We start from the raw sequence: 25,623 nt of genomic DNA, 5'->3' as shown, positions 1-25,623 counted from the left end.
AAGGAGCATCATCATGGCAGATCCGACCATGACACGACAGTCCGGCGGTCTTGACCTGACCCCAGAGACCCAGAACACCATCTGGCAGAACGCCGTCTACCAGATGGTGTTCATGCAGCTCGTCCCGTAGATCCCGCTGCCGGGCAAGGGCGTGCGCGTGCCGATCATCACCGGCGACCCCGAGGCCGACTGGGTCGCCGAGGGCGCGGAGAAGTCCAAGAGCGGCGTCGGCTTCGACAAGAAGGACATGGTGCCGTACACCATCGCAGTGATCCTGCCGTTTAGCAACCAGTTCCGCCGTGACTTCGACGCGATCACCCAGCAGGTCATCGCGAAGGGCCCGCAGGCCATCGCCCGCAAGGCTGGCCAGGTGGTCCGCGCTACCATGAAAAAGCTCGGATTATCCCCTAAAACCCGTTCAAAATAAGACGCCTACGACAACGCCCTCGACCAGCACCAAAACCATGGTGCCGGCTGGGTTCGTTTTTCGCATACGTGCGCATAGCGCGATGACTCATGCTTTGTGCGTGTTGATGATGCTCAGCCCCTCCTGCGCCTGTTTTCTGTTTCTGAAGCGCAACATGATGACGTTTTTCATGGCGGCCTTCTTGACATCCATGATGCTGCCTCGAACGGAAATCCCGGCGATGTCACTGTAGTAGATAACGTCCACGCCCTTGAACCCGCCGAAAAAGCCATGCTTGTCTATCTCGATGTGATTGTCGTAGAAGCGGAAGCCGCCGCAGTCAAGTAACGTCTCCGACGCAATATCTGCTTTCCTCATGTCAACCCTCCTTGGCGGCTCCATCGTCATGCGGAGACGATTGGAAATCGATTCTCATGGCAGGTATGGACATGCCAAATGAATTCACTCGTGCTTGTTCACTTTCGCTGATAGCCAAGCTCATTTGCTATGATTCGGATAGCAAACGTGTAGATTGAAGGGCTGATGGCCCATGAAGACAATGAGCAAAGCGGTTTCTCGGGGGATCAGGCGCGGACTGGGCATCGCGACGAATCCGGATCCCCACGGCGAGTTCCAGCGCATACGTCGCAGCATCATGACAGCGAACGCAGAAGTCGGCAGCGGAACAAGTCAAATTAGCGATGGCGGAATCGACCCGGAGGATGGTCAACGCGCACTGATCGCCCGCGCCTCCTACTGGGAGGGCGCTGTGCCCTCTCCCGAGGATATGGCGGCGTTCAAAAGGGTCGATGCGACGTTCCCTGAACGCATATTGAGCATGACTGAGCAGACTGTCGATACGCAGAACAAGGCACTGCGGAAAACCATCTCTCTTGAACAGGCCGGCATAGAACATGAAAACGTCTTGGCGCCGTGCTCCACACCGCCAAGACGTTTTCATGTTCTATGCCGGCTATGAGGCACCTCACGCGCCGTACTGCGCAAGGTAGGCGTCCGCGGCGTCCTTGATGGCGTCGGTCACGTACGGCTCGCCGTCGGCGGTCTCGATCTTGCGGCCCGCCTCGAAGATCTCGCGCACGTTGGCGATGGCGAACACGGGGAAGCCGAACTCGGCCTCGACGGCCTTGACCGCTGACGTGTCGGAATCCTTCGTCTTCTCCATGCGGTCGACGGACAGCACGAGGCCGACGATCTCCACGTCCGCCTCGGCCTTGAGCTTGGGGACGACCTCGCGCACCGCGGTGCCGGCGGTCATCACGTCGTCGACGAGCAGCACCTTCATGCCGTCCTTGAGCTGCGTGCCGACCATCATGCCGCCGTCGCCGTGGTCCTTCTTCTCCTTGCGATCGAACGTGTAGCCGATCTGCATGCCGTGTGCCGCAGTGAGCGCGATCGCCGTGGAGACGGCCAGCGGAATGCCCTTGTACGCCGGTCCGAACACGGTGTCGATGCCCTGCGGCAGACGGCCGGCGGCGGTCTCCGCGGCGATCTTCTCCGCGTAGAACGCGCCGAGCGTGGCGATCTTCGCGCCGTCGTTGAACGCGCCCGCGTTGATGAAGTACGGGGACTTGCGGCCCGACTTGAGCGTGAACTCGCCGAACTTGAGCGCCTGCGATTCGAGCAGGAACCGGGTGAACCGGATGTCGAGCGGTGTGGTGTTGGTCATATCAATCCTATTCCCCTCCCGCTGGCGGGAGGTGTCACGAAGTGACGGAGGGTGGTCCACCCCCAGTCGGCTTCCGCCGACAGCCCCCGCCAGCGGGGGCCGTGCATGGATGCGATTCAGGTCAGCGCCAGGTCTTGCCTGCGGCGAGCTTGGCGGCGAGCTCCGGCCGTTCGTCAAGCAGGTCGTCGAGTTCGCGGGCGACGCGCAGCGGAGCGACCGGATCGAACAGTGCGGCCGCGCCCACTTCGACGGCGTTCGCGCCCGCATACAGGTATTCGAGCGCCTTCTCGCCGGAGTCGACGCCGCCGATGCCGATGATCGGGATGTCAGGCAGCACGGTGCGCGTGCGGTAGACGGCCACGAGTCCGATGGGCAGCACGGCCGGACCGGACACGCCGCCGGTGACGTGCGCGATGATCGGCTTGCCGGTGCGGATGTCGATGCGCATGCCCAGCACGGTGTTGATCATGCTCAACGCGTCGGCGCCGTGCTCGACGGCGGCTCGAGCGGGCACGGTGATGTCGGTGACGTTCGGCGTGAGCTTGATGATCATCGGCTTGTCGGTCATCGGGCGCAGCCGGTCCATGAGCTTGGCGAGGGCGACCGGATCGGTGCCCACGCTCATGCCGCCGTGCGTCACGTTCGGGCAGCTCACGTTGATCTCGAGCATGTCGGCCGCTGAGTCGGCGAGCTTGGCCACGACGGCCGCGTAGTCGTCGTCGCTGTGGCCGGCCACGTTCGCGACGACCGTGGCGCCGGCCTCCTTGAGCTTGGGCAGGTCGTCGACGAGATAGTGGTCGACGCCGGGGTTTTGCAGGCCGACAGCGTTGATGTTCGAGGCCGGGCCCTCCGCGGTGCGCGGGCTGGGATTACCCTCCCACGGCACCGGGGAGACGCCTTTCGTGGAGACGGCGCCCAGCTGGCTGACGTCGTAGAACCAGCGGACGGCCGCGTACTGGAACGTGCCGGACGCGGTGCCGACCGGGTTCTTCCACGTGACGCCCGCCACCTTGGTGGGGTGCTTCCACTCGTGCGGCTCGTACAGGTTGATGCGGTTCGCTGTGGTTTCGACGGTCATCGGTCTCACTCCCCCCATCCGAGCTGTTCGCGGGTGAACACCGGGCCGTCGGAGCACACCTTGAGACGCCCGTCCACGGTGTCAACGGTGCACAGCACGCACGTGCCGTAGCCGCAACCCATGCGCTGCTCCATGCTCAGCTGGCAGGCGAGGCCGCGCTTGGCGGTCCATGAGGCGACCGCCTTCATCATCGGCAGCGGGCCGCAGGAGAGGACCACGGTCTCGAGCCCATCCGCGTGCAGCGAACCGGCCGCCTCCAGTCGGTCGAGCAACGTGATGACGTTGCCTTCCGACTCGTCGATGCTGGCGGTCGCGTCGGCGAACGGTTCGACGTACCGGTCGGCGAAATGCTCGTTGCGGTAGCCGAACACGGCGGTGGTGCGGGTCGCCGGATCGGCGGCGAGATGCTGCGCGGCGTAGATGAGCGGCGGCACGCCGAGGCCGCCTGCCACGAGCACGTAGTGCGCGGCCTGCTTGGTCTTGAACGGCCGGCCCAGCGGGCCGAGCACCTGCAGCGTGTCGCCGGCGGCGAGTTCTGCGAATTCGGCGGTGCCCTTGCCGACGACGGCGAAGATGACGCTCACCTCGTCGCCGTGCACTTCGCTTACGCCGAACGGACGGGGCATCGGCATCAGCGGATCGTTGGTGAACAGGTTGACGAACTGGGCCGGACGGGCGTGCTTCGCGATGTACGGGTCGCGGAAGGTCAGCCGTACCACGCGGTCGGCGAGCGTTTCGACGGCGGTGATGTCGACGGGGTGGCGCGGCGGGAAGTAGCCTGCCGCGACGGCCTCGTCCACCACGTCATACGTCGGGGTGAAAGTGGCGGTCATCATGCTCCTTACGTCAGATGATGCTGTCGGATGATGAATGAGTGGGTGCGCGCAAAACGCAGGGTGCGGATCAGAGCACGGCCGTGAGGTCGTCGCGCATGCGTTCAGCTGCCGCACGCGACGTCTCGAACACGAGGCCGAGCGCGTCGTCGGCGGACATGGACTCCTTGTAGCCGCCGTTCTTCTTCCACGCGCCGATGATGCCGCGCGAGGAGTTGACGATGGCGCCGGAGCCGTCCGCGTCGAACATGCCGCGCACGTCGGCGGCGGTGCCGCCCTGCGCGCCGTAACCGGGCACGAGGAAGAACGTGTGCGGCATGCGCGCGCGTAGCGCCTTGCCTTCCTCGGGGTGCGTGGCGCCGACGACCGCGCCGACGCGCGAATAACCATGATCGCCGATCGTGTCGGCGCCCCAGCCTTCCACCAGGTCGGCGACATGCTCGTACACCTTCGTGCCGTCCGCGAGGTCGAGCATCTGCAGCTCGCTGGAGGACGGGTTCGAGGTGCGCACGAGGACGAACAGGTCCTTGTCGGCCTGTTTGGCGGCGTCGACGAACGGGGTGATGCCGTCGGTGCCGAGATACGGGTTGACGGTGACCGCGTCCACGTTCCACGGGTCGTGGCCTTCGACGCCGGTGAGCATGCGCGCGTAGGCTGCAGCGGTCGAGCCGATGTCGCCGCGCTTGACGTCGGCGAGCACGTACAGGCCCTGCTGTGCCGCGTACTCGCAGGTCATCGTGTACACGTCGACGCCGGCAGGGCCGAGCGCCTCGTACATGGCGATCTGCGGTTTGACCGCGGGCACGATGCCGGCGACCGCATCGATGACGGTCCGGTTGAACTCGTAGAACGCGACGGCGAGCTGCGCCGCCGGCACTTCGTCGGGCGAGTCGACCGAGTCACGCACCTCTTCGGCGAAGCTCGCCACGACCTGCGGCGGCACGAGCGCCTCGGTGGGGTCGAGCCCGACGACGCTCGGGTTCTGCGTCGCCTCGATGGCGTCGATCAAACGATCCATGATGGTCCTTTCTTGCGAAGCCGCCCCGCGTTCGGCGGGGCCGTACGGTCTACAGTCGGCTGAACGCGAGCGTGCGTCCGATGATGGTGGCGAGCGGCCGGCCGGTCACGTTCCAACCGCCGAACGGCGTGTTGCGCGCCTTGGAATGGAAGCGCTCAGGGTCGACGGCCCAGGCGGCGTCCGTGGCGAGCACGACGAGGCCGATGCCGTCCGCGTCCTGCACTGCGGTGAGGTCAAGCAGCCGCTTGGCGCCGGGCTCACGCGAGGCGTCGGTCTCACGGTCGAGCAGCGCGGTGATGTCAGTGGCCTCATGGCCCATAAGATTCATCGGGTTGACGCTCATGAGCTCGATGAGCCGCCGGTCGCTGATGTAGCCGCCGTCGACGAGCGTCCTGTGACAGACGCCGTACGCGCATTCCAGGCCGATGATGCCGTTGGGCGCGTCAAGGAAGCCGCGCTCCTTCTCCTCCATGGTGTGCGGCGCATGGTCGGTGGCGAGCAGGTCCACCGTGCCGTCGGCGACCGCCTCGCACGTGGCCTTGCGGTCCGCCTCGCTCCTGAGCGGCGGGTTCATCTTGGCGAGCGTGCCGTACTTGAGCAGCGCCTCGTCGCTCAACGACAGGTAGTGCGGCGCGGTCTCGCAGGTGATCGGCAGGCCTTCGGCCTTTGCCTTGCGGATCGCGTCGAAGCTGATGGCGGTGCTCACATGCTGGAAGTGCACGTGCACGCCGGTCTCGCGGGCCTTGGCGATGTCTCGTTCGACGATCCGCAGCTCCGTGTCCTCCGGGATACCGGGAACGCCGAGCTCGCGCGAGACCGGGCCCTCGTTCACCGCGCCCGTGTCGTGATGCTCGCAATGCTCGATGAGCGGCAATCCGGACTCCTTGGCGAGCGCGAACACGGCGTCCAGCGTCTGCGGCGTGACGGCCGAGCCGTCGTCGCTGATCGACGTGACCGGATGCGCCAGCTGGTCGGCGTCCTTCGCCTCGTCGCCGACGCCGGACATGTGGCGGCGCCAATGCTCCAGTTCGGTCGCCTCCTGACCGGCGCGCCCCTTTGACGCGCACACGCACAGATCGTAGCGCACCGGCAGGGGCACGTCATGGTCGGCGGCGTAATGCTGCAGAAAGTCGATGACGTCGGTCCGTCCAGTCGCCAGCACTTCGGCCGCGCCGGGGGCGTCCGGGTCGCTGACCGGCTCGCCGTCCATCGCGGGCACGGTGTTCGGCATGATGAGCACGTCGGTGTATCCGCCGGACGCCGCGGCCGCGCAGCCGGAGGTCATGGACTCCTTGTAGGTCTGGCCGGGGTCGCGGAAGTGCACGTGCGGGTCGGCGAATCCGGGCGCAAGCGTCAGCCCGGTCGCGTCGATGTCGGCGTCGCCATGCGCGGCGTTGACGTTCGCGGCGCCGGCCTCGAACAGTGCGCCTGTCGCGTCGACCTTCACGTCGATGATCTCATCCGTGTCCCACACCCTGATGTTGCGCAGCGTGAGCATTGCCCCTCCTTGCAGTGACTATGAAGTGTTGTCGCGGCAGCCGATGGCCGCCGCAGGACGGTCGGGCCGTGCGGTCACGACGTCCGGCCCGACCGTCCGCGCCCGGCTACAGCTTGGCTTCCTCGTCGCAGTAGTCGCAGCGGTATTCCTGACGTTCCGAATGCGTCAGGTGGAACATCTGGTCGATGCCGCGTTCGGTGGTGGTCACGCAGCGCGGGTTCTTGCACGTGAGGATGTTCACCACATGCTCGGGCAGCGTCGGCGTCTTCTTCTCGACGATGGTGCCGCCGCGCACGATGCCGACCGTGGCGGTGCGGGCCACCAGGCCGAGCACGTCAAGGTCGATGTGCGGGTTGTCCTCGCCGTCGCGGTCCTCGATCTTGATGATGTCCTTCGAGCCGTACAGGTGGCTGTCGGTGTTCATGATGAGGGCGAGCTTGGTCTTCGCCGGGTCGATCTTCAGATAGTCGAGCACTTTGAGCGCGGTGCCTGCCGGCACATGGTCGATGATGATGCCGTTTTGGATGCTGGTGACTTCCATCAGGCCTGGACCTCCTTGGTTTCGAGCGGTTCGTATCCGGGCAGGTCGTCGCCCACAACGGAGCTTTCCAACGCCATGCGCATGAGCATGCCGTTCTTCACCTGTTCGAAGTAGGCGGCACGCGGGTCGTCGTCGACCTCGACGGCGATCTCGTTGATGCGCGGCAGCGGGTGCAGCACGGCCATGTCCGGCTTGGCGTGCGAGAGCTTGTCCTCGTCGAGGATGTACGTGTCGCGCAGGCGCAGGTAGTCGTCCTCGTTGAAGAAGCGCTCCTGCTGCACGCGGGTCATGTACAGCACGTCGAGGTCGCCGATCACGGAGACCAGATCCTTGACCTCCGTGTAGGAGCAGGACGGGGTCGCGTCGATGCGGTCGAGCACGTACTGCGGGGTCTTCAGCTCGTCGGGGCTGATGAGCACGAAGTTCACGTTGCCGAAGCGGCAGAGCGTCTCGATGAGGCTGTGCACGGTGCGGCCGAACATGAGGTCGCCGCACAGGCCGACGGTCAGGTTGGTGACGCGGCCGAAGCGCGACTGCAGCGTGGCCAGGTCGGCGAGCGTCTGCGTCGGGTGCATGTGGCCGCCGTCGCCCGCGTTGATGACGGGCACGGACGCGGCGCGGGAGGCGACCAGCGCGGCGCCCTCCTTCGGATGGCGGATCGCGACCACGTCCACATAGTTGGAGACGGTCTTGAGCGTGTCGGCGATGGACTCGCCCTTCGAGACGGAGGCGAGCTGCGCGCCGGCGAAGCCGATCACCTTGCCGCCGAGACGCAGCATGGCGGTCTCGAAGCTCAGACGGGTGCGAGTCGACGGCTCATAAAAAAGCGTGGCCAGCACCCTGCCGTCGCAGGTGTGCGCCACGCGCTTGCGGTTCGCGTCGATGTACTGCGCTTTGTGCAGTAGTTCACGAATCTGTCGGAGGGAAAGATCATCCAGGGAAATGACGCTCTTGCCGAGCATCGGCGTCTCCGTCGGCTCGACTGCGGCTGTCTCGGCTGTGACTGACACGGCTCACCTTTCTTGCGTGAAGCGGATAAGGTGGCCACCAATGTGACCTATCCGACTATAATCCAATCCCGCGATTTTGCCGACATCTGCGCGTCACCGCGTGTTCACCTCGCATTCGCGGCGCTCAGGGCCGTACGGCACGCCCCTGACGGCGGGTCACGCGGCGCCGGCCGCCCTCCCGCCGTTACACTGGAGTCATGAGCCTTCCGCCGAAACCCCTGCTTGACGAATGCGAGACCATGTTCGACGATGTCCCGCAGATACTCGAACGCGCCTGGAACTACTGGGACGACGGCCGCGTCGGAGACCTCGAACAGGTGACCGCGTCGCTCTACCATGCGCAGGTGCGCGGCAGCGGCGACGCCGTCTACGACGTCGACGTGCGGCTCGACGACAGTCATCATGTGCTGTCCACCGCCTGCACGTGCCCGTACCAGGCGACGCCGTACTGCAAGCATGTGGGCGCGGTGCTGCTCGCGCTGCGCGACCAACTGGGCGGCTCTGCTGACGGACGACGCGTCGACGGCTCGCGAAGGACGCGCCGTGAGGACGATGACCCGCCGGTCAGCGTGCCGAAATACGTGTCGGACGCCATCCTCGACCGCATCCGCGAACAGGAGCTGGAGGGCGACGGCGACGTCCTGTTCTTCTGGTCGCACGGCCTTCGCGACCACGCGCGGCACATGCGCCGCGGCAAGCCCGTTTCGACGCTGGTCGGCAGGGATGAGGCCATCGACATCATGCTCGGGCCGATCCGCGCGTACGAGCTTGCGCACGACATCTCCGCGCACTCCTCTGATGAAGGCGTCGACTGGACGGACGCGTTCTTCAATGACGGCGGCGATGCGGGACGCGCCGGCGGCAACGACGGCGTCGGCAAGGCCGGCAGGCGGACGGCCGGAGATCCTGGAAACGTCGAGAACGCGCTCGCCGGCGTGCGGTTCGTGGCGGACAACGCCCTGTGCTCCGACGATTATGTGGCCGCATGCCGCAACCTCGCCATGTGCGTGGAGGCGCTGGCGCTGTTCCTCAACGCGTTCTCCGGCCTCGACGAACCTGCGGACGGCTACGACGATGACTTCGGCGGCGGCGACGGCTACGACCCGCTGGACGACTTCGGCATGGTCAGCGACGAGAACGACCTGCTCGTCGGCAAGATCCGCTGTTATATGGAGCTCGTCGCGCAGCATGCCGACTCGCAGACCGCCGGCAAGGCGCTGAGCATGATCGGCAAGGCCGCCTATTCCCCGGTCGTCAGGTTCTTCGACCCGACGAACTGCTCGATGCTCATCGCCTCCGCCTTGGCCTTCGCCGACAGCCCCGACAAGTCGATGTGGGCCTACGACATGATCGAAACCGCCATGGAACGCTTCGCTGAAGACCACGACCGCGACTTGCCGCATCAGTCGCTGTTCGTCTCGCGTGAAGTGCTACGCCGCTACACGCGCATGGTCGCCTACGACCTGTACCGCCGCGCCGGCGACGCCGCCGGCTGTGAGCGCCTGTGGCGCGACCATGCCGACTCCCCCGCGCTGCTGCTCATGCATGCGGTCACGCTCATGCAGCGGCGCAGATTCCGTGAGGCGTACGATCTGGTTGACGACCATCTGCAGCGCAGCGTGCATGCCGACGACGCGGATCAGGAGATCGTCACCAACGGCCTGCTGTACGGTCTGCTGCCGCATGGGTGGCACAGTGTGCTCGAGGTGTGCGCCGAGCAGATGGATAGTGTCAGCCGTCTCGCCGGCGTGTACCGGCACATCATCGTCCATGCGAGCGACCGTGCGGACAAGCCGTATGTGACCAGGCTGCGGCGTCTGCTGAAGATCGCGGGGGTGGACGCGGACCAGTGGCGTGATCAGGCCGTTTCGCTCGCCCACCGGTGCGCCGGCGACATCGCGAAACGCATCAACGGGCGTCGCGGGGTCGATCTGACTGAGGATGCCGGTCGCGGCGCCTGGCGCAACCCCGCGTATGAGAGCCTCATCGTCAGCGCACAGCTGACCGACGACGCGCTCGCCTACTGCATGATGCTCTCCTACCCGCCGCTCGATCTGCTGCGCACCATGGCGATCGGCCATCCCGACCGTGCCGAGCAGGTGATCTTCGACGCCATGCCTGCAGGCGCGTTGGACGGCGGTACTGTCGGCGGCGCTGGCGGCGGCGCGGCCGGAGGTCGGCGGCATGGTACGCACGGCGGCCGCACTCTTGCCGCGAGTCGCTCGACATACCGGCAGGTGGCGAAGCAGCTGCGCCGGTACGGCACGATCTTCGGCGAGGAACGCATGATCGAAGTCGCCCGTGGCATCGTCTCCCGATACCCGAACCGCAAGGCCCTGCGCGACGAGCTCGCCTTCGCGCTGTAAGCGGTGTGGCGGTCCGCGTTGTCATCTCCTGCGATGATTCCGGTGATTCTCTCAAATCAAAGAAATCAAAAAAATCAAAAGAATCAAAAGAATCAAAAACCGTGCAAGGCGGTGAATGACGCACGCGATCAGGGCCGTGCGCCTTGCCGTCGCATTGGCGCGTCGGTTTGCATGCCGTGCCGGCAGACGGCGGTCAACGAGCTTCCGCGGTGCGGTCGGCGCCGGCCTTCGCACTGTCGAGGGTCTTGGCGTACCAGTGCAGCCCGCCGTCGACCGCGTCGGCGAACCGTTCTACGGCGCTCGCATAATACCGGTGCGCCGTCCGGCGTGCATCGTCGCCCGCCACATGCTCCCAGTGACCGGCCAGTCGCAGGTCGATGCTCGCCAGCACCGCCTGATTCTGTGGCTCATACGGGTCGCAGGTCTGTGCGGCGATGCGCTCCGCCTTGCAGTACAGCCTGAACGCGGCGTCATAGTCGCGCGCACAGCCCCTGCCCGCACGGTACAGGTCGCCCAGCTTGTAGCAGCTCTCCTCATTGCCGAGCTCGGCGCCTCGCGTGAACCATGAGAACGCCTTGCTGTCGTCGACCATACCGATGCGGCCGTACAGGTATACGTAGCCGAGGTTCGTGGCGGCTTGGGCGTTGCCGAACCCGGCGCTCTTCTCATACCAGTGCGCCGCCTGCTGGAACAGCCGGTTGCGCTCCCCCGGATCCTTCGTGTTCATCGCATCCGTGTAGGCCTGCGCGCCGAAATCCAGCGACATGTCGCCGTGAATCTCCTGATCGTATGCTTCGTCATAGGATTCGCCAGCGTAATCGGAATCGTCATAGCCGTTCATCCCCGCTCCTTCACGCGTTCCATGGCACCGCTTCGTACAGTTCGCATGGTACCACCGCCGGAACGACTCCCGAGGATGCACATTGTGTATCTTGGGGCGTAAACACTTCGGATTGTGCGCTTTAAGATGCACAATCCGGGTCGTTTCTTCACTGTTCCGTCACATCTGAGCGTCAAGATGCACAATCTGCATCTTGATGGAGGCACGGCAGCGAAAAGTGGGCACGTCGCGCACGTCCTCGCCCCTTCGTGCCTATCTGCCGCCCGCAACCTTGTCCCAGTCGACCTTGACGAACGTGACGTCCACGGGATCGCCGGACGCGGCCGTCACGGCAAGCCATTCGTCGGCGAGACCCGTGGTGTACGTGAACGCGTTGCCCGGGCGCAGCAGCGGCATCCCCGTACCGTAGCCCGACGCGCCGAGCGTGCTGTCCGACGCGCCGTCCGTGGCGAACAGCGTGTCGGCAGGCGGCAGCTTCGTGCCGCTGGGCCGTGCCGCGCCTGCCGTGATGAACCGCGGTGCGTGGCATGGCAGCAGGCCGATATTCGTCAACGTCACCGAACGGGTGCCGGCCGACCTGCCTGCCGCCGCCACGGACAGCCTGCACGGTTCGCTGCGGTCCGTGCCCCACACGGAAACGCCCTGATCCGGTCCGATCGCAGAGCCGAGCGTCGGCGTGCCCAGGCCGCTCAGCTTGATGTCGAGCCCAGGATCGGTGACGATGACCTCGCCGATGGTCTTCACTGTTGCGCCGGGCTTCACCTTCACCCTGGCCCCGCCCATCGTCAACGTGAGCGTGGCCTTCGCGTCGGTGTCGACCTGCTGGCTGACCGCCCATTGCACGGCGACGGTGGTCGACCATAACGGCGGCAGCGTCACCTTGCCGCCGATGCCGGCCTCCGTCACGCCGGTCTGCTCGTTCTCATGGATGATGTGGAACTTCTGGTCCTCGCCGGCCCTGGTCATGGTCAGCTGCGGCACGTCCGCCGGCAGCGAGCAGGCGCTGACCGACGACGTGTTCATGATCCTCACATAGACGATCGCATGGCCCATGGCGACCATTGGATATTCGGCGACGGCCTCCAATCCATCGGACTTGCAGGGTCTGGCGGCGGATGATGCCGCGTCGCCGGCATCCGCGGGGACGGTGGTCACGTCATGCAGCGCCACGGTGATCTTGCTGCGGTCGACCTTTCTGGGGGTGTGCGATGACTCGACGCCGGGCTTACTCGCCTCGGCGCCGGATTGCAGGGATTGGCCCGGCGCAGAGCCGCCCGAGCGCAGATAGCCTGACACCGCGACGCCCAGCATGATGAGCGGCGGAATCCAGACCAACACCAGCAGCATGATGAACATGCGAAGACGCTTGTTTGGCTTGCCCATGGGATTCAGTGTACTCGGCGGCGGCCGGCGTCGTTCACGATTTGCCGCCGCCGGCAAATCGTGAACGCAGAAGCGCACAAACCCGCACAGGCGATTATGCGGGAACGGCCTGATTGCAGGCATATGTATGTTCACATGCACATGCCTGCCGTTCACGATTTACGCGGCGGGCCGAATCGTGAACGGCGATGACTACGATGGAGACGCAACCCTATGCCCCAAGAAAGGAATGCATCATGACCATGCTGGAACCGCCCGCGATCCCCGTGCGCCGCGCCCATGACGGGCTGGAACTGCCGGCCATCGGCTTCGGCACCTACAAGGTCAACGGCTTCACCGGCGTCGACGCCATCAAGTCGGCGCTCGAGGTCGGATACCGGCTCGTCGACTCGGCGTTCAACTACGAGAACGAGGGCGTAGTCGGCAAGGCGATCCGCGAATCCGGCGTGCCGCGCGACCGGATCATCGTCACGTCCAAGCTGCCGGGACGCCACCACCAGTACGACCAGGCGCGCACCACCATCGAAGAGTCCGTGGCCCGCATGGGACTCGACTACATCGACCTGTACCTCATCCACTGGCCGAACCCGTCGCAGGGCCAGTTCGTGGAGGCGTGGCAGGCGCTCGTCGACGCGCAGCAGCAGGGCGTCGTCAAGCACATCGGCGTCAGCAACTTCCTGCCCGGCCACATCGACCTGCTCACCCGCGCCACCGGCGTCACGCCGGCGGTCAACCAGATCGAGCTGCACCCGTACTTCCAGCAGGTGGAGCAGCGCGCCTACGACGACGCGCACGGCATCATCACCGAAGCGTGGAGCCCGCTTGGCCGCGCCAACCAGATGCTCAAGGACCCGACCATCCTGCGCATCGCCGACAAGCACGGCGTCTCCCCCGTCGCCGCCATCCTGCGCTGGCACATCCAGCTCGGCGACGTGGCGATCCCGAAGTCCATGAACCGCGAACGCCAGCGCGCCAACATCGACCTGGCCGGCTTCACGCTCGACGAGCAGGACATGAAGGACATCGCCGCCATGGACAATCCGGAAGGCCGCTCCTTCGCCCAGGACCCGCACTGGCACGAAGAGGCCTGAGAAGGGGTGGGATGGTTGCCGGCTAGGCGCGCCAGCGGGTGCGCCGGTTGAATCACCCGGCCTGACCACCCCCACCCGCTTCGCGGGAGCCCCCGCCAGCGGGGGCGAACAGAACAGAATCCCGTTGCGGGAGCCCCGCCAAAGAGCGCGGAAAGAAGGGAATCCCGCTGGCGGGTATCGCACCTTGCTCCGCCAGCGGGAGCAAACGCGAAATGGGTAACATAGCACCTTGCTCCCGCTGGCGGGAGCTGTCGAGCGGAGCGAGACTGAGGGTGGTCTCCACGCGTTCACCGGACACTACCTGCCGGCCGAGAGCAGAGAGCAGTACCCCGGCCCCGCCCGCCCCATCAGCGCCCGTAGAACAGCCGCTCCACGATGTCGCGGCACTTGCGCATCGCGCCCATCAGATCGTTCTCGAAATGCTGGCCGCGATGCGCGTCATATCCGAGATACACGGCGATGCCGCCCAGCGAATACATGTCGTCGGGCAGGATGTCCGCCTGCGCGGCGCGGCCGCTCCACAGATAGTTGCCGTTGCGCGCCGCCGTGCACATCTTCCATGCGCGCCGCAGCACGACCGCATCCCCCTTGTCGAGGAACTTGCGGCGTTCCAGCTCGTCCAGCGCCTCCATCGTCGAGTTGAGCCTCAGGTCGGCGTTGTCGCCGGCGTGCTGCAATTGCAGCAGCTGCACGGTCCACTCCACGTCGGACAGTCCGCCCTTGCCGAGCTTCAGGTGCCGGTCGCGGCGCACGCCTCGCGGCAGTCGCTCCGCCTCCATACGCGCCTTGAGCTTGCGGATCTCGCCCAGCTCGGCGTCGCTCAGCTGCATGATCGGGTAGCGCAACGGGTCGGCGATGTCATGCAGGAAGTCCTCGGCCAGCGTGCGGTCGCCCGCCGCATACCGGGCGCGCAGCAGCGCCTGATGCTCCCATGTGCTCGCCCACGACGCATAGTATTCGCGGCATGAGGCGAACGAGCGCACCAGCGGGCCGTTCTTTCCCTCCGGCCGCAGGTCCAGGTCCATCTCGATTTTCGGCTCCAGCGTGGTCGGCCCCTGCAGCACCTGCCGCAGGCTTTCCGTCACCTTGCGCGCGAACTGGTTGGCCGGCGCGTCGTTGGCGCCGGCAGAGCCGTCCGCACGTTCCGCGTCCTCGACCGGACGGTAGATGATGATCATGTCGGCGTCCGAACTGAAGTTCACCTCACGCCCGCCGTACCGGCCCATCGCGATCGCCGCGATGGATGCCGGCGCGGCGTCAAGCCCCATCTGCGCAGTCTGGTAGCGGATCGACCAGGTGAGCGCCGCCTCGATGATCGCGTCGTACACGTCCGTCATACCAGCCAGGCAGGCGTCGTCGTCCATGACGCCGCTCAGCCACGCCAAACCGATCCGCTCGATCTCATGACGGCGCATCGCACGCATCGACGTGGCGAAATCGTTGATGTTGCCCGCGTTGCGCGCCAGCGACGACGCGCATTGCACGTCCAGGCTTTCGCGGCTGCGCGCCACGAGCAGCTCGTCGTGGCCGAGCCAGGTGACCGATTCGACGGACTTGTTGAGCGCGTCGCCGAGGAACCGCGAGTTCGACAGCACGTGGCACAGTCGCTGCGCCGCGGAGTTCGAGTCGCGCAGGAAGCCGAGGTACTCGCTGTCGGTGCCGAACCGCTCCTCCAGCTTGCGCCAGTTGAGCAGCCCCATGTCCGGGTTCTGGCCTTGGCCGAGCCATTGCAGCACGGCCGGCAGGATGATTCGGTTGATCTTCGCCGCGCGCGACACGCCTGCGGTCAGCGCCTGCACGTGCCGCATGGCCGCTTCGGGGTCGGCGAAACCGATGGACGCGAACCGTTCGTGTGCGGCCTGCGGGGTGAGCGAGATGTCGTCGCCGTCGGTGAGGGCGGCGATCGGCAGCATGGGCCGGTAGTAGATGTCCATGTGCAGGCGGCGCACTTCGCGGCGCGTCTCGTCGTATTTGGCGACCAGCTGTTCGGGGTGCAGGCCGAACGCGCGGGCGAGACGGCGCAGTTCCGGCGTCTGGTTGAGCTGCTCGAGGTTGACGTCGCGTTTGCGTTCCAGACCGCCCGCGTTCGCCTCCGGAGAGCCGAGGTCGGGGAACAGGTGGGTGCGTTTGAGCGCCCACATCTGCTGGCGGTGCTCCATGACTCGCTCGAACCGGTAGTCGGCGGCGAGCCGGGACGCCTGCTGGCGGGACACGTAGCCGCCTTCGGACAGCCGGTCCAGCGATTCGAGCGTGGAGCTGGTGCGCAGCGTTTCGTCGGTGCGTCCGTGGACGAGCTGCAGCATCTGCACGGTGAATTCGACGTCGCGCAGGCCGCCGCGGCCGAGCTTGATTTCGCGGTCCTTGAGCGCGGCGGGGATGAGGTCCTCGACGCGTTTGCGCATCTGCTGGCAGTCGTAGACGAAGTTCTTGCGTTTCGACGCGCTCCACACGAACGGCCTGGTCATGGCGATGTAGTCGGCGCCGAGCCGTGGGTCGCCTGCGACCGCGCGCGCCTTGAGCAGCGCCTGGAACTCCCAGTTCTCCGCCCAGTTCTCGTAGTACGCCTGATGTGATTCGAGCGTGCGCACGAGCGGGCCGTCCTTGCCTTCCGGTCGCAGACCGCCGTCGATCTGCCACAACGCCGGTTCGGCGACTCCCATGATGACCGACTGGCAGACGCGTTGCAGCAGCGTGCCCATCTTGGTGCCGATGCGGTAGAGCAACGGCCGGTCGGTCTCCTTGTCGGCCGGTTCGACCACGTAGATGAGGTCCACGTCGGACACGTAGTTGAGTTCCTGCGCGCCCAGCTTGCCCATGCCGATGATGGCGAACCGGCAATGCTCGGCGCCCGGCACCTCATGCCGGGCGATGGCGAGTGCGCCTTCGAGCGCCGCGTCGGCCAGGTCGGACAGTTCGCGGCTGATGCGCGGCTGGATGACGACCGGATCGTCCGCGGTCATGTCCTGTGCGACGATGGCGGCCAACTGGTTGCGGTAGGTGCGGCGCAATGCGGTCGCCGCGTCCGCGAGGGCGAGCGTTGACGTGGGGGCTGCGGCGTCGGGATCCGCGCCGACGGAGCGCAATACGTGGGCGCGGCGTTGCGCCGGATTGAACAGGTGGCTGTCACATGGGTCGGTGGCTGCCGCGCGCACGAGTTCGGGCCGGAACCGCATGAGCTTGCCGAGCGCGTCGGAGACGCCGAGCACGGTGACGAGCCGCCGGAACGCACGGTCGTCGGGCATGATCTCGTCAAGGTCGAGGCCTTGGCTGACCTGCGCATTGACGATGTCGACGAGGTTGCGCAACGCGACGTCGGGATCGCACACGCGCTGCATCGCGTCAAGCATGAGCGCGTTGCGTTTGGCGTCGAAGCCATTCGCCTCCAAACGGGCGAACATGCCCCTCGCCTCGTCGATGTCCTGCAATCCCGCGTGAATCAGATCGCGGGCGCTGATCGCATTGTCTCCCGGAACACTCATACGTTCCAATGTACAGTGATTCCGGCGAGACCGACGACAATCCGGCATTCGTGTCGCGATACGAGCGCCGGATCGTCGGCTTATTCGACGGTGAACAGCGGCTCCACGTTGCGCCAGATGCGCCGCGTGGTGGCCGGCCGGTTCATCGTGTACAGGTGGACGCCGTCGACGCCGTGCGCGACCAGATCGGTGATCTGCTCGGACGCGTAGTTGATGCCGGCGACGCGCAGCGACTCGCGGTCGTCGCCCCAACGTTCCAGCATCGCCTCGACGGGCGCGGGGATCGCCGACTTGTTACGCTGTGCCATGGAGCGCACGGATTTCGCCGAGGTGACCGGCATGATGCCCGCCTCGATCGGCACGTCGATGCCGGCCGCACGGGCCTTGTCGAGGAACCGGTAGAAGTCGTCGTTGCTGTAGAACAGCTGGGAGATGAGATGGCTGGCGCCCGCGTCGACCTTGACCTTGAGGTTGTCGATGTCGGCGTCCAGCGATGCGGCTTCGATGTGGCCTTCCGGATAGCAGGCGCCGAACACCTTCAGTTCGGGCTTGCGCTGGCGGATGTAGCGGACGAGGTCGCTGGCGTGCTCGAATTCGCCGACCGGCGTTTCGCCTTCGAGATGGTCGCCGCGTAGTGCGAGCACCGCGCTCACTCCGGCGGATTCGAACAGGTCGAGCGCCTGGTCGATGCGTTCCTTGTCGGAGTATAGCGCGGTCAGGTGCGCGACCGTCGGAATCCTGTACTCCTTGCGGATGGTGGCCGCGATGCGCGCGGTCGCGGTCCGGTCCGAGTGGGTGCCGTGCCCGTAGGTGACCGAAATGAAATCGGGCTTGAGCCCTTCGAGCCCGTCGAGCGTGTCATAAATGGTGCCGACCGGCGCATCCCTCTTAGGCGGAAACACCTCCAACGAAAACATCGGCTTATGCATATCTATCCCCTTTTCCCCTCCGCGCGAGGTCGTGTCGATTATCCTGGCTATATCCACGAGATAAGCCGGCATTCCGCGACAATGTGTACGGACAGGGCTGGGTGACAGGTGTGGTTCGCGACCGTAAGCTTGGCCGAACGGCCTTGAGTGTGTCGCGAACCACACCTGTCACCCAGCCCCACACGCTGGAACTATCTATCTGCCAACGCCGAACCCGCTCACGCGAGCTTCGCGCGCACGGCCCTCGCGGCTGCCACGAGATGCTCGAGGCTCGGCCATGTCTCCGCGTTGCCGCGCGTCTTCAGACCGCAGTCCGGGTTGATCCAGACCTTCTGCACGTCCATCTTCTTGAGAATCTCGTAGATGCGCTCTTCGATTTCCTGCTCGGAGGGGATGCGCGGCGAGTGGATGTCGTAGACGCCGGGGCCGGCTTCAGTCTCGAAGTGCGCGTCGTGGATGGCGTCGAGTACCACGAGGTCGCCACGGGAGGCTTCGAAGGAGATCACGTCGGCGTCCATCGCGTCGATGTCGCGGATGATGTCGTTGAACTCCGAGTAGCACATGTGCGTGTGGATCTGCGTGGTCGGCTTGACGGCGGAGTGCACGAGACGGAACGCGGGGACGGCCCAGTCGAGGTACTTCTTGTGCCAGTCGGTCTTGCGCAGCGGCAGCTTTTCGCGCAGCGCGGCCTCGTCGATCTGGATGACTTTGATGCCGGCGGCTTCGAGGTCGAGCACTTCGTCGCGGATGGCGAGGGCGAGCTGCTGGGTCTGCTGCTCGTGGGTGATGTCCTCGCGCGGCCAGGACCAGTTGAGGATGGTGACCGGACCGGTGAGCATGCCCTTCATCACGTGGTTGGTGCGGCTCTGCGCGTACGCGGACCATTCCACGGTGATCGGCTTGGCGCGGGAGACATCGCCCCACACGATCGGGGGCTTGACGCAGCGGGTGCCGTAGGACTGGACCCACGCGTTCTTGGTGAACAGGAAGCCGTTGAGGTTCTGGCCGAAGTATTCGACCATGTCGTTGCGTTCGAATTCGCCGTGGACGAGCACGTCGAGGCCGATCTCTTCCTGGTGCTTGATGCAGGCGTCAATCTGGGCCTTCATGAACTCGTCGTACGCTTCCTTGGTGATCTCGCCCTTGCGCAGCTTGGCGCGTTCGGCGCGGATCTCCTTGGTTTGCGGGAACGAGCCGATCGTGGTGGTCGGCAGCAGCGGCAGGCCGAGGGCCTCGCGCTGGAGCTTCTGGCGTTCGGCGCGGGCGGGCTGGCGGACGAAATCGGCGTCGGTGAGCTTGCTGAGGCGTTCGGCGACGGCCGGGTCGGCGGCGACGCGCGTGCCGTCGAACAGCGCCTGGTTAGCGGCGAGGGCGGCGTCGGCCTTACGCTCGTCGTCGGTGGCGTCGGCGAGCGTGGCGATCTCCTTGAGTTCGCCGAGCTTCTCGACGGCGAACGCGAAATGCTTGAGCACGGCCGGGTCGAGGGCGGTCTCGCCTTCGGTGCTGAACGGCACGTGGAGCAGCGAGGAGGCGGTGGAGACGGCCACGTTGTCGGTCTTGGTCTTCAGCGCGTCGACCAGGCCGAGGCTGACGGCGTAGTTGTTGCGCCAGATGTTGCGGCCGTTGACCACGCCGGCGAAGATCGTGGTGGCGGAGTTCACGCCGTACTGTTCGACGGCGGCCAGGTTCTCCTCGCGGCCTTCGTTGAGGTCGAGGCCGATGCCGTCGAAACCGAGCAGGTTGACGGTCTCGTACACGTCGGCGATGTGGCCGAAGTAGGTGTTGAGCAGCACCTTGACCTTGCCGTCGCGGGCGGGCAGGATCTTCGCGTACAGGCTCTTGAACAGGGAGACGTCGCCGTCCTCCTTGTCGAGCACGAGGTACGGCTCGTCGATCTGCACCCATTCGGCGCCGAGACCGGCGAAACGGCGCAGCACTTCGGCGTACACGGCGGCGACCGCGTTCACCAGGCCCTTGTCGTAGTCGATCTCCTCGGCCTGGTCGTTGCGGGCGAGCTTGAGGAACGTGTACGGGCCGATGAGCACCGGCTTGGTGGTGATGCCGAGCGCCTTCGCCTCGTTGAACTCGTCGAACGGCTTGGTGCCGTTGATCTTGATCTCGGTGGACGGCTCGATTTCGGGGACGAGGTAGTGGTAGTTGGTGGTGAACCACTTCTTCATCGGCAGCGCGGTCACGTCGCCCTTGTCGCCCTGGTAGCCGCGGGCCATGGCGAACAGCGTCTCCTCCGGGTTCGCGAAGGCGAGACGCTGGTAGCGCTGCGGGATTACGTTCAGCAGGATGGCCGTATCCAGCATCTGATCGTAATAGCTGAAGTCGTTGCTGGGGATGAGGTCCACACCCGCCTGCGCCTGCAGCTTCCAGTGCTTGGCGCGAAGCTCCTTCGCGGTGGCGCGAACGTCGTTGAGCGAGGCGGCGCCCTTCCAATACGCTTCGATGACCTTCTTCAGTTCACGATTCTGTCCGATGCGAGGGAACCCCGAGACGGATGTAAGAGCAGGCATGAATCCTCCCATAGTTACGGCTGTGACCCGCCTAGCCTACCAAAAAACCGCGGCTGACGGGTCATCAGAACCATTGGGGTGTCGTCATAAGTGCGATTTATATGGTCCTGTGAATTAGGATTGCGGGGAGCGTGTTTTCGTTGCCGGCCCATGGCCTGCAAAGCTTCACTCATGACTGTCAGAAACTCACGTCGCCGGAGAGGATTCTGGTCCAGACCCGATTGCGGGACGCCGCCGGACAGTTTCGCGTTCGCATCAGCCTGTCAAGTCGGACACCCCGGGACAGCAGGTTGAACGCATTGGGATACTGCCGTGGCATCATATCGGCAAACAGCGGCAGCGGCTCGATGTAGATGGGAGTCGTATCGTATGCAGAATTGGAAAACATGCCGCCCTGCCCTCGGTAGTTGCGCATGACGAAATTGTCTCCCCAGATAACGTCACAGAACGGGCATCCGTTGGACAGGTACGTTGTGTTGTTCATCATCTTGGATGTCCGCAGCCGAATCGAGCAGTGACTCCACAGATACTGCTTGAACTCCGTGGCGAGCAACCTGCAGTAATCGAACGTCGAAAGCGGCACAAGACGAAAGGCCTCCAACCCATCGGTTTGCGCGGATTGCAGTCGAATGTATATGGCGAACTCGGGCGAACGGCGGTGGCAGCGGAAACAATCCTTGTTCACCCCATACGCCAGAGCGCAATCCATCAACTGCCAATACTGATCGGCCAGCAGCGGAGCATCGACGGTTTGTGAAGAGAACAAGCCTTCAGTCTTCTCTAACTCATCTGCATAATGGCATTCCCCGTTCAGCAGATCCTCTAGCTGATCCATCGTCAAGGGGCGAATAGTCACCGTCATCATACCCTCCTGTGAGAAGCAATACCTACATAGGGAATAACCGGACAAAACGCCGGTCTGCTGAATTCGGTCGCCCGGCAAGATGCTATCGGCATCAATGCCGGCGTATGACGATGAGCGTGTGCATCGACGTTCTCCCCGAGAACGAACCGGCCACACTCACGTGAATCGCGTCCTTGACCTCCTGCAGATTATCCAACTGCATGGGACTGAGTTCGCGATGATCCAGCCGTTTCGGGAAGAGGCTGAGTATTTCGCGCTCGGCTGTGGATACCCCAGATGTGCCATCATGAGGCTGGTACTCGCAATGGCCATCTGAAAAGGCGCGAATCGACAGCTCACCTTTCGGATTCAGTAATGTCACCGACCCGGGATCATCCATCATTTCTGCGGCTCGGCGCACGATGCATGGCCGGGACACCCGTTGATAGTTGATGCTTCCGCTGCGCCAGCGGTTCAGATCGTCATCGTAAATGCTCCGAATGTTCTGAGCGGTAACACCTTGATTCTCGAACATGGATTCCATGTAATCGTCAGGCAGCAGTGACCGAGACGCGAAGCGGTTGCAGGCGTCCTCCTCGAAACGTTTCCGCATGACGTCGTCCTCTAGCCGGAATAACCTCCGGGCGAGTGTGGACTCGCCGCGTTGAAGTAGGTGCCCGATTTCATGTAGCAAGGTGAAATGAACTCGCGGCAGGAATGCATCATCGGGCGAACGCACCAGGATAAGCGGTCTACCGTCCTTGCCTGACTGCACGAACAGTCCTGAAGGTCCGTGGTCGCCGTCGAGTCCGACATCCACGGCGGCATCGGGATGATGTATGAAAATGGAGTCATCAACGGATTTAGGGTAATCGAACGTTGCATAGTCACTCCAGTTCCATTTGATTCGTCTCTTCAGATCATGGCTCATGCAGGAGTTTTGGAAATCAGGGTCTTTCGTTGCGGCAGCCGCCAGCATATCCCGCACTTGATCGTTCATGTCAAGCTCATATGCGGCACTACGGGCATGAAGGGCATTATTGTTCATCGTCAGCGTCCCTTTCTGACAGCAGTCGTTGCGCTGCCATGGCCATCATCCCATCAAGGGATTCCTGATCATGGCCGTTGCTTCGCGCTGCGAGCGTGAATGCTGTCCGCGCAAGCAGCAGTCTTACATCCTCATGTGGTTCCGCGGGTTTCGAGGATTCCGCGCGCCCACCCAGCTGCCTATGTTCCAGGGCGTCGGCGATTTCGCGCCATCGCGGTCGCTCGGCTTGGATGAGGTATTCGTCGGGGACCGTCTGTCGTTGCGTCGGCGCCTTGCGGTATCCGGCGGATTCCAACGCGGCGCGTTCTCCATCGGTCAAGGCCCTTTCGCCGTTGCGTATGCGTAGAATCTCATACGGCGGCAAGCCGATTTCCATCAGAGCATCAAAATATGCATCAGCATCGGTGTCGATTTGATAGCGGTTGTTCGCTTGGTGCAATTGAGGCAGCAGCCCGATCATCCGATGCCATTGGACGAATCGTGCCGCTTTGGCGCGAAGATTCTGCTTGGGCCGACGCCATGCCCCCGGCAGGGTCTTGCCCCGGGTCACTGCGTGACCGGCATCGGTCGTCATGCCAATCGCGGATTGCAGCACTGCCTCCGATATCTTGCCGCATGGTGTTTTCAGCAGACGCATGGGAACCGCAATCGTCAGCTTCGGCCACACGACCATGGGCATGCCCAGCGGAGTGTCATGGATGACCATGGATTCATCGGTCTGGTATGACACGTCATTGCTCATCGCTGTCACGACCACTGTACGAGGATCGTCGCCGATTGCGAGTACCAGTGCATATTCGGCGTTCTCATCGTCGCATAGCAGCCAGATTTGGCCACGATCGGGGCTTGATCGCATCATTTGAATGGCGTAATCGGAATGGCTTACTGCAAGAGCCTCCCCCGGTATGGGAAAACGCTCGTTCAGTTCCCGCAAAGACGACAACTGTCGTTGGTCCCGCTCTGCTTCATTATGCTCACACATCGTTATCCGTCCTTGTCTTTCATCGGATTGCTTTTTCATACGGATGCTGCTGAGTGCAGGTACTCCCCCGGATCCACGAAACCATATTGTTCGAGATGCTCAAGATTGTCCATCTGCATCATGACAGCTTTAAAAGTGGGGTCGTCGGTGCCTTCGCGCATCGTGGAATACTTGTTCTCCCTGATTGCGTCAAGGTTCTCCATATGATAACGGCTGTCCTGGGAATGGTCACCAATGAGGTATGGACAGCTTTCGCATATCAGGTCAGCGACCGAAGTGCGTTGCAGCGCGCCTTTGGCCGTAGTGAAGACGACGAGAAGCCACTCATTGAACTGATTCTTTTTGCCAAGTTTGGGGCCATGGCCCTTAGCCTTGCGGACCTTCCCTTCCTCATTGCGGTAATGCTTTTTCTTCCTGCGCTCATCTCGGTCTCGGGCGACCGCTTCCTCAGAAGGCCAGTCAACATGGCATTGGTCAGCGGCTTGCTTCAACACGGATACATCCACCGTAGAAGGAGCCGAAGGCATGGTCTTCAGCCAATTCCAGAGTTTGTTTGTCTCGTATCGCTCATCCCGGTTCAAACGCGCCCGCAGCCGGTCAAGTAACCGTCCATAATCGGAACGTGCGATATAGTCCTGCATCCAGTGCTTTAGAGGTTTCCTCGCCAATAGTTCGAATTCCGCATCATCATGGGCGGTCTGATAGAGCATGACGAATTGCGGATTCAAGCCGACGAAACCGCTCCCGCCTTCTATGGTCTCGTCGCCGTCACATAGGTAGCAGAATAGCAGTGCGCACTCGTCGGCGGAGTCAAACCAGTACTTTCGCCAAGCGGGGTTTTCGCGAAGGATGCGTTCCGCCACTCGGGTAAGAACGGCAAGCGTCCTCTCTCCCGGCCCCTTCCGCCGTGCAATCTCATTCGCGATAGTGTAGTCATGAACGGGCTGCTGATATGTACCCAGTGAGTCGTTCGGCATCCTTGTCGTCTCCTCTCATGCTCGTATGATTCGCTACCATAGCAGTCATCCTTCTTAATACCGGTACCAATAACAATCGCACGCTCTTGCCTCTCCTGATTCGATGTCGCGCAGCATGGAGCGAATCATCATGAATGCAAGATGTACGCCGTTGACATGGGGCTCGTCCAGTAGATTCCAATACTTGACGCTGATTGCATTCAGCGGGCGCCCGTCTTCTGCATATCCGATGAATTCGACGGAGACGGTAGCCAGAATGTCGTTTGACTTGGCAGCCTCCTCTTCGGTTTCGCTTTCGGTCAGCACGTAGTAGTCGCACATGTTGACGGGAGAATGGGGGTCATACCTCTCAGCACACAAATCGAAGGTATTGGATGACGCGAACGCGTAATCTGCCATGGCCCGGTCATGCAGCTTTCCATTCGGCGAAGACCAGACACGCAGCCATGCGACCGCGTGCGCTTCGTGCTCTCCGACTTCGGCGGCATGTAGACGGTATACGATCCTGCTTTGATCCATCATGATTCCTTCCTCGTTCTTTTGGACGGATATGCCTGCACACCCTATAACCGGACAAAACGCCGGAGCGGTGCTCTCGGCGTTTTGTCCGGTTACTGATGGTGAAATACCCTTCGGCCGAGGGCAACGCCCCGAGAAAGAGCAGAGAACCATGGACCATATGAGCAACAACAAGGACATTCCCTCCGTTCCCAATCCGCAAAGCCACTCAGCATACAAGCCTCATGCAAGATTTCGTGGTACACCTCACTTCGGTAGGCGATTTACGGTCACCGTAGCGGTGATGATTACGTTGGCGGTGATGGCGCTCGCAGGTATCACCATGGCCATCGCATGGGGCTCAGGAGACCATCATGAGACTGCGTTTTTTAGGCTTGCCGCTCCCGGTCCGTCGAGGCGGGCGTTGCCACAGCCTAAAGGATCGAAGCAATCCGGCCGCAAGACTGTTTAGCTTCAGCGGATAGTTGACGCATGTGTCAGCGGATGGTTGACGGTATGTCCTGGGGCATGGTTGACGGTCGTGCGTGGTGACAATGGTGTATGGACACTCACGCATCATCACAGGCCGGCG

General features: G+C 63.7%; 23 protein-coding genes. 5 read left to right on the top strand and 18 right to left on the bottom strand.

Annotation, left to right across the window (positions count from 1 at the left end; translation table 11 throughout):
- Positions 1-157 precede the first annotated feature (157 nt).
- The gene (locus tag F7D09_RS03985; RefSeq protein WP_264371975.1) at positions 158-427 is read left to right on the top strand and encodes a phage major capsid protein; all 270 of its coding nucleotides are present in this window, start codon (positions 158-160) and stop codon (positions 425-427) included.
- An 87-nt stretch (positions 428-514) separates the two neighbouring features.
- Here F7D09_RS03985 and F7D09_RS03980 read toward each other — a convergent pair whose 3' ends face one another.
- Positions 515-784: a hypothetical protein gene (locus F7D09_RS03980; protein ID WP_152234127.1), complete on the bottom strand. Its 270-nt coding sequence runs from the start codon at positions 782-784 to the stop codon at positions 515-517.
- A gap of 181 nt (positions 785-965) precedes the next feature.
- On the opposite strand from F7D09_RS03980, the gene F7D09_RS03975 reads away from it, so the two are divergent.
- The gene (locus F7D09_RS03975; protein ID WP_193312313.1) at positions 966-1,385 is read left to right on the top strand and encodes a hypothetical protein; all 420 of its coding nucleotides are present in this window, start codon (positions 966-968) and stop codon (positions 1,383-1,385) included.
- A gap of 6 nt (positions 1,386-1,391) precedes the next feature.
- Here F7D09_RS03975 and pyrE read toward each other — a convergent pair whose 3' ends face one another.
- The 7 genes from pyrE to pyrB form a co-directional block, all read right to left on the bottom strand.
- Positions 1,392-2,093 (bottom strand): orotate phosphoribosyltransferase, encoded by a 702-nt coding sequence (gene pyrE, locus F7D09_RS03970; RefSeq protein ID WP_152234125.1) that lies wholly within the window; start codon positions 2,091-2,093, stop codon positions 1,392-1,394.
- Positions 2,094-2,214: 121 nt separating this feature from the next.
- Complete coding sequence (locus F7D09_RS03965) at positions 2,215-3,171, bottom strand: dihydroorotate dehydrogenase (RefSeq protein ID WP_152234124.1); 957 nt, start codon at positions 3,169-3,171, stop codon at positions 2,215-2,217.
- Between the two features lie 5 nt (positions 3,172-3,176).
- Positions 3,177-4,007 carry a dihydroorotate dehydrogenase electron transfer subunit gene (locus tag F7D09_RS03960; RefSeq protein WP_152234123.1) on the bottom strand — a complete coding sequence of 277 codons (831 nt, stop codon included), beginning with the start codon at positions 4,005-4,007 and terminating at the stop codon, positions 3,177-3,179.
- Positions 4,008-4,074: 67 nt separating this feature from the next.
- Entirely contained in the window at positions 4,075-5,022 is a 948-nt protein-coding gene (gene pyrF, locus F7D09_RS03955) for an orotidine-5'-phosphate decarboxylase (protein WP_152234122.1), read from the bottom strand.
- Between the two features lie 49 nt (positions 5,023-5,071).
- The gene (locus tag F7D09_RS03950; protein WP_152234121.1) at positions 5,072-6,520 is read right to left on the bottom strand and encodes a dihydroorotase; all 1,449 of its coding nucleotides are present in this window, start codon (positions 6,518-6,520) and stop codon (positions 5,072-5,074) included.
- A 106-nt stretch (positions 6,521-6,626) separates the two neighbouring features.
- Complete coding sequence (locus F7D09_RS03945) at positions 6,627-7,061, bottom strand: aspartate carbamoyltransferase regulatory subunit (protein ID WP_152234120.1); 435 nt, start codon at positions 7,059-7,061, stop codon at positions 6,627-6,629.
- Positions 7,061-8,023 carry an aspartate carbamoyltransferase gene (gene pyrB / locus F7D09_RS03940; RefSeq protein ID WP_152234198.1) on the bottom strand — a complete coding sequence of 321 codons (963 nt, stop codon included), beginning with the start codon at positions 8,021-8,023 and terminating at the stop codon, positions 7,061-7,063. The genes F7D09_RS03945 and pyrB overlap by 1 nt, the downstream gene beginning before the upstream one ends.
- Positions 8,024-8,268: 245 nt before the next feature.
- Between pyrB and F7D09_RS03935 the strand changes: the two genes are divergently transcribed.
- Complete coding sequence (locus F7D09_RS03935) at positions 8,269-10,437, top strand: SWIM zinc finger family protein (protein WP_152234119.1); 2,169 nt, start codon at positions 8,269-8,271, stop codon at positions 10,435-10,437.
- Positions 10,438-10,630: 193 nt separating this feature from the next.
- Here the strand turns inward: F7D09_RS03935 and F7D09_RS03930 are convergent, their stop codons facing one another.
- Positions 10,631-11,278, bottom strand: a complete 648-nt coding sequence (locus F7D09_RS03930; RefSeq protein ID WP_152234118.1) for a tetratricopeptide repeat protein — start codon at positions 11,276-11,278, stop codon at positions 10,631-10,633.
- Positions 11,279-11,530: 252 nt separating this feature from the next.
- A complete protein-coding gene (locus F7D09_RS03925; protein WP_193312311.1) occupies positions 11,531-12,661 on the bottom strand; it encodes a hypothetical protein in 1,131 nt (376 codons plus the stop codon).
- Between the two features lie 242 nt (positions 12,662-12,903).
- On the opposite strand from F7D09_RS03925, the gene F7D09_RS03920 reads away from it, so the two are divergent.
- Complete coding sequence (locus F7D09_RS03920; protein WP_152234197.1) at positions 12,904-13,752, top strand: aldo/keto reductase; 849 nt, start codon at positions 12,904-12,906, stop codon at positions 13,750-13,752.
- A 347-nt stretch (positions 13,753-14,099) separates the two neighbouring features.
- Here F7D09_RS03920 and F7D09_RS03915 read toward each other — a convergent pair whose 3' ends face one another.
- The 8 genes from F7D09_RS03915 to F7D09_RS03880 all read right to left on the bottom strand — a co-directional run bounded on the left by F7D09_RS03915 (position 14,100) and on the right by F7D09_RS03880 (position 25,055).
- On the bottom strand, positions 14,100-17,231 hold the full coding sequence (locus F7D09_RS03915; protein WP_152234116.1) for a bifunctional [glutamine synthetase] adenylyltransferase/[glutamine synthetase]-adenylyl-L-tyrosine phosphorylase: 3,132 nt from the start codon (positions 17,229-17,231) through the stop codon (positions 14,100-14,102).
- Positions 17,232-17,311: 80 nt separating this feature from the next.
- On the bottom strand, positions 17,312-18,160 hold the full coding sequence (gene metF, locus F7D09_RS03910; RefSeq protein ID WP_152234115.1) for a methylenetetrahydrofolate reductase [NAD(P)H]: 849 nt from the start codon (positions 18,158-18,160) through the stop codon (positions 17,312-17,314).
- A gap of 218 nt (positions 18,161-18,378) precedes the next feature.
- Positions 18,379-20,682 carry a 5-methyltetrahydropteroyltriglutamate--homocysteine S-methyltransferase gene (metE, locus tag F7D09_RS03905; protein ID WP_152234114.1) on the bottom strand — a complete coding sequence of 768 codons (2,304 nt, stop codon included), beginning with the start codon at positions 20,680-20,682 and terminating at the stop codon, positions 18,379-18,381.
- A 178-nt stretch (positions 20,683-20,860) separates the two neighbouring features.
- Positions 20,861-21,547: a hypothetical protein gene (locus F7D09_RS03900; protein ID WP_152234113.1), complete on the bottom strand. Its 687-nt coding sequence runs from the start codon at positions 21,545-21,547 to the stop codon at positions 20,861-20,863.
- A gap of 91 nt (positions 21,548-21,638) precedes the next feature.
- Positions 21,639-22,526, bottom strand: coding sequence for an ImmA/IrrE family metallo-endopeptidase (locus F7D09_RS03895; protein ID WP_193312310.1), 888 nt, complete (start codon positions 22,524-22,526; stop codon positions 21,639-21,641).
- 37 nt (positions 22,527-22,563) lie between these two features.
- A complete protein-coding gene (locus F7D09_RS03890; protein ID WP_152234111.1) occupies positions 22,564-23,595 on the bottom strand; it encodes a hypothetical protein in 1,032 nt (343 codons plus the stop codon).
- Positions 23,592-24,533 carry a hypothetical protein gene (locus tag F7D09_RS03885; RefSeq protein ID WP_152234110.1) on the bottom strand — a complete coding sequence of 314 codons (942 nt, stop codon included), beginning with the start codon at positions 24,531-24,533 and terminating at the stop codon, positions 23,592-23,594. The genes F7D09_RS03890 and F7D09_RS03885 overlap by 4 nt, the downstream gene beginning before the upstream one ends.
- 54 nt (positions 24,534-24,587) lie before the next feature.
- Positions 24,588-25,055 (bottom strand): hypothetical protein, encoded by a 468-nt coding sequence (locus F7D09_RS03880; RefSeq protein ID WP_152234109.1) that lies wholly within the window; start codon positions 25,053-25,055, stop codon positions 24,588-24,590.
- Between the two features lie 157 nt (positions 25,056-25,212).
- Between F7D09_RS03880 and F7D09_RS03875 the strand changes: the two genes are divergently transcribed.
- Positions 25,213-25,503, top strand: coding sequence for a hypothetical protein (locus F7D09_RS03875; protein ID WP_152234108.1), 291 nt, complete (start codon positions 25,213-25,215; stop codon positions 25,501-25,503).
- Positions 25,504-25,623: the final 120 nt, after the last annotated feature.

It is taken from the genome of Bifidobacterium leontopitheci (genome assembly GCF_009193355.1).
GTDB lineage: Bacteria > Actinomycetota > Actinomycetes > Actinomycetales > Bifidobacteriaceae > Bifidobacterium > Bifidobacterium leontopitheci.
Note: the sequence above shows the minus strand (reverse complement) of the source record. Positions and strands in the feature narration are given on the sequence as shown.

What these genes read in the sequence shown, in the direction of transcription:
- F7D09_RS03980 (WP_152234127.1), bottom strand. Translation starts at nt 784, where the DNA reads ATGAGGAAAGCAGATATTGCGTCGGAGACGTTACTTGACTGCGGCGGC.
- F7D09_RS03975 (WP_193312313.1), top strand. Translation starts at nt 966, where the DNA reads ATGAGCAAAGCGGTTTCTCGGGGGATCAGGCGCGGACTGGGCATCGCG.
- pyrE (WP_152234125.1), bottom strand. Translation starts at nt 2,093, where the DNA reads ATGACCAACACCACACCGCTCGACATCCGGTTCACCCGGTTCCTGCTC.
- F7D09_RS03965 (WP_152234124.1), bottom strand. Translation starts at nt 3,171, where the DNA reads ATGACCGTCGAAACCACAGCGAACCGCATCAACCTGTACGAGCCGCAC.
- F7D09_RS03960 (WP_152234123.1), bottom strand. Translation starts at nt 4,007, where the DNA reads ATGATGACCGCCACTTTCACCCCGACGTATGACGTGGTGGACGAGGCC.
- pyrF (WP_152234122.1), bottom strand. Translation starts at nt 5,022, where the DNA reads ATGGATCGTTTGATCGACGCCATCGAGGCGACGCAGAACCCGAGCGTC.
- F7D09_RS03950 (WP_152234121.1), bottom strand. Translation starts at nt 6,520, where the DNA reads ATGCTCACGCTGCGCAACATCAGGGTGTGGGACACGGATGAGATCATC.
- F7D09_RS03945 (WP_152234120.1), bottom strand. Translation starts at nt 7,061, where the DNA reads ATGGAAGTCACCAGCATCCAAAACGGCATCATCATCGACCATGTGCCG.
- pyrB (WP_152234198.1), bottom strand. Translation starts at nt 8,023, where the DNA reads ATGCTCGGCAAGAGCGTCATTTCCCTGGATGATCTTTCCCTCCGACAG.
- F7D09_RS03935 (WP_152234119.1), top strand. Translation starts at nt 8,269, where the DNA reads ATGAGCCTTCCGCCGAAACCCCTGCTTGACGAATGCGAGACCATGTTC.
- F7D09_RS03930 (WP_152234118.1), bottom strand. Translation starts at nt 11,278, where the DNA reads ATGAACGGCTATGACGATTCCGATTACGCTGGCGAATCCTATGACGAA.
- F7D09_RS03925 (WP_193312311.1), bottom strand. Translation starts at nt 12,661, where the DNA reads ATGGGCAAGCCAAACAAGCGTCTTCGCATGTTCATCATGCTGCTGGTG.
- F7D09_RS03920 (WP_152234197.1), top strand. Translation starts at nt 12,904, where the DNA reads ATGCTGGAACCGCCCGCGATCCCCGTGCGCCGCGCCCATGACGGGCTG.
- F7D09_RS03915 (WP_152234116.1), bottom strand. Translation starts at nt 17,231, where the DNA reads ATGAGTGTTCCGGGAGACAATGCGATCAGCGCCCGCGATCTGATTCAC.
- metF (WP_152234115.1), bottom strand. Translation starts at nt 18,160, where the DNA reads ATGCATAAGCCGATGTTTTCGTTGGAGGTGTTTCCGCCTAAGAGGGAT.
- metE (WP_152234114.1), bottom strand. Translation starts at nt 20,682, where the DNA reads ATGCCTGCTCTTACATCCGTCTCGGGGTTCCCTCGCATCGGACAGAAT.
- F7D09_RS03900 (WP_152234113.1), bottom strand. Translation starts at nt 21,547, where the DNA reads ATGATGACGGTGACTATTCGCCCCTTGACGATGGATCAGCTAGAGGAT.
- F7D09_RS03895 (WP_193312310.1), bottom strand. Translation starts at nt 22,526, where the DNA reads ATGAACGATCAAGTGCGGGATATGCTGGCGGCTGCCGCAACGAAAGAC.
- F7D09_RS03890 (WP_152234111.1), bottom strand. Translation starts at nt 23,595, where the DNA reads ATGAAAAAGCAATCCGATGAAAGACAAGGACGGATAACGATGTGTGAG.
- F7D09_RS03885 (WP_152234110.1), bottom strand. Translation starts at nt 24,533, where the DNA reads ATGCCGAACGACTCACTGGGTACATATCAGCAGCCCGTTCATGACTAC.
- F7D09_RS03880 (WP_152234109.1), bottom strand. Translation starts at nt 25,055, where the DNA reads ATGATGGATCAAAGCAGGATCGTATACCGTCTACATGCCGCCGAAGTC.
- F7D09_RS03875 (WP_152234108.1), top strand. Translation starts at nt 25,213, where the DNA reads ATGAGCAACAACAAGGACATTCCCTCCGTTCCCAATCCGCAAAGCCAC.